This is a genomic window from Rhodoferax sp. (genome assembly GCF_039922535.1).
GTDB lineage: Bacteria > Pseudomonadota > Gammaproteobacteria > Burkholderiales > Burkholderiaceae_C > Rhodoferax_B.
Genome location: NZ_JBDTEM010000042.1, coordinates 1 through 8654 on the forward strand (window position 1 = coordinate 1; position 8654 = coordinate 8654).

Consider the following 8654-nt stretch of genomic DNA (forward strand, 5'->3'; position numbering starts at 1 on the left):
TGGGGGTGCTGGCTTCCACGCCGCCCACCGCTTTCACCGCCTTGGCCTCCGCCGCCTCGCCCCTGGGCACAGCCCGCACGGCCGTACGGGCCTGCGCCGCCGCCTCCAGTTTGGCGATATCTTCCTGGGTGGTAGAAATAATCAGTTTGACCGACGGCGTGGGCTTGGTTGCCGCCTCCAGCTTGGTGGTTTCCTCCTGGATGGCCGCCGTCACAGGCTGGGTATCTGGCCCTTGGGTCGCCGCAGACCCCGCGCCAGAACGCGTGCCAGCCGCAGCGGGCGGCCAGTTCACGGTACGTTCGACAGGAGGGATTTGCATTTTGTTCACCAAGTAAGTCGGTCTGTAGATACTTTTTTCAGACCTCGTACTTGGTTAACGGCAGAAATGCAGGGTTATTTAGGGCTATTTCTAAAAATATTTAAAAAACTTTACGCCGTGGGCAGTGGCCTAAAGAAAGCGCTCCAGCAACTTCCGCGAACCCCGGTCCAGCGCGGTCATGTCGCGCACGCCGAACTGCACGCCTGCGCCACCGGCAATCAGCAGACCGGCACGGCCCAGGCGGCGGATGTCTTCTTCGGTCTTGAGCACAAATTCGGTATCGCCGCGGTCGGTTTCCACCGTCCAGACGCTGGGCGTGGAAAAAGTGGACACCGCCTTGACCCGCAGGATCTCCGGCACAAATTCGCGGGTAGCCAATTCCTCCTCCAACAGGCTACGCGTGGCCAGCGGCAAGGCGCTGAGGCGGTCAATCCACACCAGCTCATGGCCCTCGGTGCCCACCAGGGACACACCCTCGTCCGGCGCAGCAATCGGAAAGGCGCGCACGGGTACCACGCCTTCATGGCGCTCGCCGCTGGTAAAAATGACGGCCAGACGGCCGAAAGCATCGCGTTCCAGCAGGAAATCAGAGGTGGAGGTCATGCTTAGTTTCCGGCAGGGTGGGCTGAATGCTCGATGGGGCGCGACAGGCTCAGGCCTTCGTCTTCGCTCTCGGTGCGGCGCAGTTGCGCCTGGTACAGCCGCCAGTACGCGCCTTCTTGGGCCATCAGTTCTTCGTGCGGACCGACCTCGACCACGCGGCCCCGGTCCATCACCACCAGGCGGTCGGCCTTGCGCAGGGTAGACAGGCGGTGGGCGATGGCGATAGTAGTTCGGCCTTGCACCAGGTTGTCCAACGCTTTTTGGATTTCGTTTTCGGTCTCGGTGTCCACCGAAGAGGTGGCTTCGTCGAGGATCAGGATGCGCGGGTCGATCAGCAGTGCGCGAGCGATGGAAATGCGCTGGCGCTCGCCGCCCGAAAGGCCTTGGCCGCGCTCGCCCACCAGCGAGTCGTAGCCCTGCGGCAGCCGCAGGATGAATTCGTGCGCGTGGGCGGCTCGGGCGGCAGCCACGATCTCTTGGCGCGTCGCGTCGGGTTTGCCGTAGGCAATATTCTCGGCAATAGTGCCAAAAAACAGAAACGGCTCTTGCAGCACCAGGCCGATGTTGCGCCGGTAATCGGCCACGGCGTAGCGGCGAATGTCGGTGCCATCCACCTGGATGGAGCCGTCGGTCACGTCGTAAAAGCGGCAGATCAGGTTCACCAGCGTGCTCTTGCCCGAGCCGCTGTGGCCCACCAGACCAATCATCTCGCCGGGGCGTATCACCAGGTCCAGGTCACGGATGACGGCGCGGTTGCCGTAGCGGAAACCGATGCGCTTCATCTCGATCTGGCCCCGCATCCCGCGCTCCACCTTGCTCACGGGCACGGGGTTGGTGGGCTCGGGCACGTTAGAAACATGGTCCAGGATGTCAAAAATGCGCTTGGCTCCGGCCGCCGCCTTTTGCGTCACCGAGACAATGCGGCTCATCGAGTCCAGCCGGGTGTAGAAGCGCCCTATGTAGGCCAGGAACGCAATCAGCACACCCACGGTGATCTGGCCCTTGCTCACCTGCCAAATACCAAACGCCCACACCACCAGCAGACCCATATCGGTCAGCAGCGAAACAGTCGGGGTAAACAGGCTCCAGGTTTTGTTCAGGCGGTCGTTGACCGCCAGATTGGCCTGGTTGGCGGCATGGAAGCGGCCGGCCTCGCGGCGTTCCTGGGCGAATGCCTTGACCACGCGGATGCCGGGAATGGTGTCGGCCAGCACATTGGTGACCTCGCCCCAGACCCGGTCGATCTTTTCGAAGCCGGTGCGCAGCCGGTCGCGCACGGCGTGGATCATCCACGCGATGAAGGGCAGCGGCAGCAGGGTGACCAGCGCCAGCCAGGGATTGATGGAAAACAAGATGGCCGAGGTCATCATCAGCATCAGCACGTCGGTGGCAAAGTCCAGCGCGTGCAGCGACAAAAAGACCGAGATACGGTCGGTCTCGGAGCCAATGCGGGCGATCAGGTCACCGGTGCGCTTGGCACCAAAGTAGTCCAGCGACAGGCCCAGCAGGTGCTCAAAAGCGGTAGTGCGCAAATCCGCAGCAATCCGCTCGGACACCAGCGCCAGCAGCCAGGTGCGTATCCAGCCCAGGCTCCAGGCCAGCAAGGCCGAGCCCAGCAGCCCGGCCAGCAGCCATTTGACCTGCGCAATGTCGATCTGTTTGCCGCTTTGGAACGGGATCAACACCTCGTCCATCAACGGAATCGTCAGGTACGGCGGCACCAGCGTGGCAGCGGTGGAGGCCAGCATCAGCAGGAAACCGGTCAACAACTTGCCTTGGTAGGGCTTGGCAAAGCGCCACAGCCGCAGCAGCACCCAGGTGCTGGGCGGGGTGTTCAGCTCGCGGGTGCATACCGCGCACTCCTCGCTGTCGGGAGGCAGCGGGGCAAAACAGGTCGGGCACTGGCCAGGTTCGTCCAGGCTGGCTTCCTGTGGGGCCAGGCGCAGCCCAAACAGCTTGACCAAGCGCAGCGCCTGCACGTCGACGGCCAGGGTGAAGCGCCAGCGGGCCAGACGGGTGTGGGCGTTGTGCAGTTCCAGCGTGCCGACACCGGCGTGGTCGGAGTGGCGCAAAGCCAGATCAGGGGTGAGCGGCCAGCTTTGCCAGGTACCGTCGTGGTGGCTCAGCAGGCGCTGGTCGGTCAGAGCCAGCAGTCCGGGCGCAAAGCGTAGCTGGGCATCCAGGTCAACGGACAGGCTGACTAGGGCGTTCTCATGGGGAAGGAGCTGCGATTGCAAGCCACTGCTTGATTCGACGGGATGATGGTGTTGCATGTATTTAAAGACCCAAGGATTCCTGGCCAAGCGCCAGTGCTTCGTCGGGGCCTCAGATTCTCGCCGATGCCAAGTCCATTTCTAATTACCATATGCACCTGCGCACTTTAGCCATCCGCAGCCGGGTCGCCCGGCCACTACTTACGCCAAAAACATGAGCCCCAAGGACGACATCCAACTGCTGCGCATCAATTATTTGCGTGGCCCCAACATCTGGACCTACCGGCCCGCCCTCGAAGTTTGGCTTGATTTGGGGGAATTGGAAGAATTCCCCTCCAACCTGCTACCCGGCTTTACCGACCGCCTGGTCGCCCTGCTGCCTGCTCTAGAAGAGCACCACTGCGGCGTTGGCGAGCGCGGCGGCTTTCTGCAGCGGCTGGTGGAAGGCACCTGGGCCGGCCATGTGCTGGAGCACGTGGTCATCGAGCTGCTGAACTTGGCAGGCATGCCCACCGGCTTTGGCCAAACCCGCAGCACCTCGCAACGCGGCGTGTACCGCATGGTGTTCCGCGCCCGTGACGAGCAGGTGGCCCGCTGCGCCCTGGCCCAAGGCCACCGGCTGTTGATGGCCGCTATCAACGACCAGTCTTTTGACGTCAGCACCGCTGTGGCCGCCGTGCGCGCCGAAGTGGACGACAACTACCTCGGCCCCAGCACGGCCTGCATCGTGGCAGCCGCCACCGACCGCAGCATCCCGCACATCCGCCTGAACGACGGCAACCTGGTACAGCTGGGCCACGGTGCACGCCAGCGCCGTATCTGGACAGCCGAAACCGAATTCACCAGCGCGATTGCCGAGGGCATTGCCCACGACAAAGACCTGACCAAGACCCTGCTGCAGTCCTGCGGCGTGCCGGTGCCCGAAGGCGTGGTGGTCGATAGCCCGCAAGCCGCCTGGGAAGCCGCGCAAGACGTGGGCTTGCCGGTGGTGGTGAAGCCGTCCGACGGCAACCATGGCCGGGGCGTGGCGCTGGACTTGAGCACCCAAGCCGATGTGGAAGCCGCCTACCTGGTGGCCGAGCAGCACGGCAGCGAGGTGCTGGTGGAACGCTTTGTGCGCGGCAACGAGCACCGCCTGCTGGTAGTGGGAGGCCGCGTGGTTGCCGCCGCCCGGGGTTCGGTCGCCTGGGTGACGGGCAATGGCCAGTCCACCGTGGCCGAGCTGGTGGATGCGCATATCAACACCGACCCGCGCCGCGGTACCCACGAAGACGCGCCGCTGGGCCTGATCGACACCTACAAAGACGCGGCCGTGCTGCTGGACCTGCAGCGCCAGGGCCTCACCCCCGACGCGGTGCCCGCAGCGGGCAAGCAGGTGCTGATCCAGCGCAACGGCAACGTCGCCATAGACTGCACCGACCTGATGCACCCCGAGGTGGACCACATCGTGTCGCTGGCCGCGCGCATCGTCGGCCTGGACATTGCCGGGGTGGACGTAGTCTGCGAAGACATCTCCAAACCCCTGGGCCCGCAGGGCGGCGCGATTGTCGAGGTCAATGCAGGCCCCGGCCTGCTGATGCACCTGAAGCCCGCCGAGGGCTCGCCCCGCCCGGTGGGCCGCGCCATCGTGGACCACCTGTTTGACGAAGACGAAACCGGCCGCATCCCCATCGTGGGCGTGGCCGGTACCCAAAGCACACACACCATTGCCCGGCTGGTCGCCTGGCTGCTGCACCTGAGCGGCAAGCGCGTCGGCCTGGCCTGCCGCGACGGCCTGTTTCTGGACACCCGGCGCATCGAAACCAAAGATTGCGCCCACTGGGAACCGGCCCACCGGCTACTGATCAACCGCTCGATGGAAGCCGCGGTGATCGAAAACGGTGCGGCCAGCATCCTGCGCGACGGCCTGGCCTACGACCGCTGCACCGTCGGCATCGTTACCGACCTGGGCGGCGCATCCGCGCTGGCTGAATTCGACATCACCGAAGACGACCAACTGGTGAAAGTGCTGCGCACCCAGGTAGACGTGGTGCTGGCCGAGGGCGTGGCGGTACTGAACGCCGTTGACGAGCGCGTGGCCGCCATGGCCGAACTCTGCGACGGCTCTGCCATTTTGTATGGAATTGACCCGCTGCTGCCCGCCACCATTGCACACCGCGCTACAGAAAGTAGAGCAGTCATCATCCACAAGGGCTACATCATGCTCGCCACCGGCAGCGCCGAAGTGCCGCTGGTCAATCTGGAGCGGCTCACCGCCCACTGGACCACCCCGGCGCAGCTGGAGCCCATCCTGGCCTCGATTGCGGCTGCCTGGGCGATGGATATTTCGCCCGATTTGATCGTGGCCGGGCTCAAGACTTTCGAACTGGACCTGCCCACCGTCCGCCCCTCGTCCCCTGTACGCGCCACGCTGCCCCCGGCTGGACCCCGTACCGAACAAGAAGATAGAAAGACCGACTGATGGAAGTCTCACGCATCCGGGCCCTGCGCGGCCCCAATCTCTGGAGCCGCCATACCGCCGTGGAAGCCGTGGTGGCCTGCGCGGAATCCGAACAGGCAATCGCCCAGATTCCCGGGTTCGAGGTCGCCGTGCGCGCCCTGTTCCCGGCTATCGGGCCGCTGCGCCCCAACCGCGAACACGGCACCGTGTCTCTGGCCCATGTGCTGGAGGCCGCCACGCTGGCGCTGCAGGCCCAGGCGGGCTGCCCGGTCACTTTCAGCCGCACCTCGGCCACCGAACAAACCGGCATCTACCAAGTGGTGGTGGAGTACAGCGAAGAAGCCGTGGGCCGCCAGGCGCTGGAACTGGCCCAGACCTTGATCCAGGCCGCGCTGGACCACACCGCTTTTGACAAAGACAGCGCTATCGCCCAACTGCGCGAAACCGACGAAGACGAGCGCATGGGCCCCAGCACCGGTGCCATCGTGGATGCCGCCGTGGCCCGGGGCATTCCCTACCGCCGCCTGACCAAGGGCAGCATGGTGCAGTTTGGCTGGGGTTCGCGCCAACGCCGCATCCAGGCCGCCGAATTTGACCTGACCAGTGCCGTTTCCGAGGCCATTGCCCAAGACAAAGACCTGACCAAAAAGCTGCTGCATGCCGCCGGTGTGCCCGTGCCATTGGGCCGCCCGGTGGAAACGCTGGAAGAAGCCTGGCAGGTGGCGCTGGAAATCGGCCTGCCGGTAGTGGTGAAGCCGCAAGACGGCAACCAGGGCAAGGGCGTGACGGTCAACATCGTGGACCGCGCGCATCTGGAAGTCGCCTTCGCGGCCGCCGCCGAAATCGGCGAAGTGATGGTGGAAAAATTCTTGCCCGGCAGCGACTTCCGCCTGCTGGTGGTGGGCAACAAGCTGGTGGCTGCCGCCCGCCGTGACCCGCCCCAGGTACTGGGCGACGGCGTGCACACCGTGCGCGAGCTGGTGGACATCGTCAACTCCGATCCCAAACGCGGCGAAGGCCACGCCACCTCGTTGACCAAGATCCGCTTTGACGACATCGCCATCGCCCGGCTGGCGCTACAAGACCTGGCCCCCGCGTCCGTGCCCGACAAAGGCCGTCGCGTCATCCTGCGCAACAACGCCAACCTGAGCACCGGTGGCACCGCCACCGACGTGACCGACGACGTGCACCCCGCCGTCGCCGCCCAGGCTGTGGCCGCGGCCCAGATGATCGGCCTGCACATCTGCGGCGTAGACGTGGTCTGCGAAAGCATGCTCAAGCCGCTGGAAGACCAACACGGCGGCATTGTCGAAGTCAACGCCGCGCCCGGCCTGCGCATGCACATCTCGCCCTCGTTCGGCAAAGGCCGCAACGTGGGCGAAGCCATGGTCAGCAACCTGTACGGTGCGGGTGACGATGGCCGTATCCCGGTGGTGGCCGTCACCGGTACCAATGGCAAAACCACCACGGCCCGGCTGATCGCCCACCTGTTCACCAGCAGCGGCCTGCGCGTCGGCATGACCAACACCGACGGCGTGTACGTCGATGGCCGCCAGATCGACAGCGGCGACTGCTCGGGCCCCAAAAGCGCCCGCAATGTGCTGATGCACCCCGACGTAGATGCCGCCGTGTTTGAAACCGCCCGCGGCGGCATGCTGCGCGAAGGCCTGGGCTTTGACCGCTGCCAGGTCGCCGTGGTTACCAACATCGGCGCGGGCGACCACCTGGGCCTGAACTACATCACCACGGTGGAAGACCTGGCCGTACTCAAGCGCGTCATCGTGCAAAACGTGCACTCCACCGGCTACGCCGTGCTGAATGCCGCCGACCCCATCGTCGCCGCCATGGCCACGGCCTGCCCTGGCAACGTGATCTACTTCACCGCCGACCGCCACCACCCGGTGATGGCCACCCACCGCGCCCAGGGGCGGCGCACGGTGTATGTCGATGGCGACCACATCGTGGCCGCTGTGGGTTCGTGGCGTGAGCAGATCGCCCTGCGCGATGTGCCGCTGACGCGCGCTGGCACCATCGCCTTCCAGGTGGACAACGCCATGGCCTCTGTAGCCGCCGCTTGGGGCGTAGGCATGAACTGGGACACCATCCGCCGCGGCCTGTCGAGCTTCTCCAACGATGCCGACAACGCCCCCGGCCGCTTCAACGTGATGGACTACAAGGGCGCCACGGTGATTGCCGACTACGGTCACAACCCGGATGCCATGCGCGCCCTGGTGTCCGCCGTCGAGGCCATGCCCGCCAAACGGCGCTCGGTGGTCATCAGCGGCGCCGGGGACCGGCGCGACGAAGACATCCGTGAGCAAACCGTCATTTTGGGTGACGCATTTGACGACGTGATCCTGTTTGAAGACGCCTGCCAGCGGGGCCGGGCCGACGGCGAAGTGGTCAAGCTGCTGCGCGAAGGCCTGGCCAACGCCCAGCGCACCCGCACGGTGGACGAGATCTACGGCGAATTCATCGCCATCGACCACGCCCTGGCGCGTTTGCAGCCGGGCGACCTGTGTTTGATCCTGGTGGACCAGGTGGAGGAAGCCCTGGCCCACCTGGCGCAACGGGTGGCTGCGGCCTAAAACGCATCCGGCACTGCGGCTGATGCTGCACTGCAACAGGGCGGGATGGTGGAAGCCATCCCGCCCTGTTGCCTTTGGATGGTGCACCAACTTTACATTTCAAGGTTTTCAGGCCTCTGGCGCATATCCCACTTGCGCAGACAGCTATTATTTTTGAAAAAAATGTAAGTGTTTGTTGGCATGGTGTTTGCACTGTGGAAGTGGGCAATCAGTTCACTTAACCACCAAAGGCACACGATGAAATTCACACGCACAGGCACGCTTGTTTTGGCGGCCGCAGCGGCTTTGACCACCGGCACGCTGGCGCAGGCTGCGGACTGGAGCGACACCTCCATCGGCTACCGCTACGGCAACAGCTTTCGGGAACCGTTCAATCCGAGCGATATTTCCAAAAACATCGTCAACATCACCCATGCCAGCGGTTACAAATACGGTAGCAACTTCCTGAACCTGGACATCCTGGAGTCCGACTCCACCGACCACGGTGCCCA

5 protein-coding genes and 1 pseudogene are annotated in these 8654 nt (G+C 64.6%); 3 read left to right on the forward strand and 3 right to left on the reverse strand.

What is annotated here, in order from left to right:
* The 3 genes from ABI213_RS01580 to ABI213_RS01590 form a co-directional block, all read right to left on the reverse strand.
* A partial coding sequence (locus ABI213_RS01580; protein ID WP_348025839.1) for a hypothetical protein occupies positions 1 to 319 on the reverse strand: 319 nt, incomplete at its 3' end.
* Between the two features lie 129 nt (positions 320 to 448).
* On the reverse strand, positions 449 to 922 hold the full coding sequence (locus ABI213_RS01585) for a DUF1854 domain-containing protein (RefSeq protein WP_348005940.1): 474 nt from the start codon (positions 920 to 922) through the stop codon (positions 449 to 451).
* Between the two features lie 2 nt (positions 923 to 924).
* Positions 925 to 3195, reverse strand: coding sequence for an ABC transporter ATP-binding protein (locus ABI213_RS01590; protein ID WP_348025841.1), 2271 nt, complete (start codon positions 3193 to 3195; stop codon positions 925 to 927).
* A 154-nt stretch (positions 3196 to 3349) separates the two neighbouring features.
* Between ABI213_RS01590 and cphA (ABI213_RS01595) the strand changes: the two genes are divergently transcribed.
* From cphA (ABI213_RS01595) to ABI213_RS01605, 3 genes and pseudogenes are all read left to right on the forward strand, one after another.
* Positions 3350 to 5596, forward strand: coding sequence for a cyanophycin synthetase (gene cphA / locus ABI213_RS01595; protein WP_348008174.1), 2247 nt, complete (start codon positions 3350 to 3352; stop codon positions 5594 to 5596).
* Positions 5596 to 8163: a cyanophycin synthetase gene (gene cphA, locus ABI213_RS01600; RefSeq protein WP_348008175.1), complete on the forward strand. Its 2568-nt coding sequence runs from the start codon at positions 5596 to 5598 to the stop codon at positions 8161 to 8163. The genes cphA (ABI213_RS01595) and cphA (ABI213_RS01600) overlap by 1 nt, the downstream gene beginning before the upstream one ends.
* A gap of 237 nt (positions 8164 to 8400) precedes the next feature.
* Positions 8401 to 8654: pseudogene (locus ABI213_RS01605) on the forward strand (outer envelope protein); the annotation flags it as partial.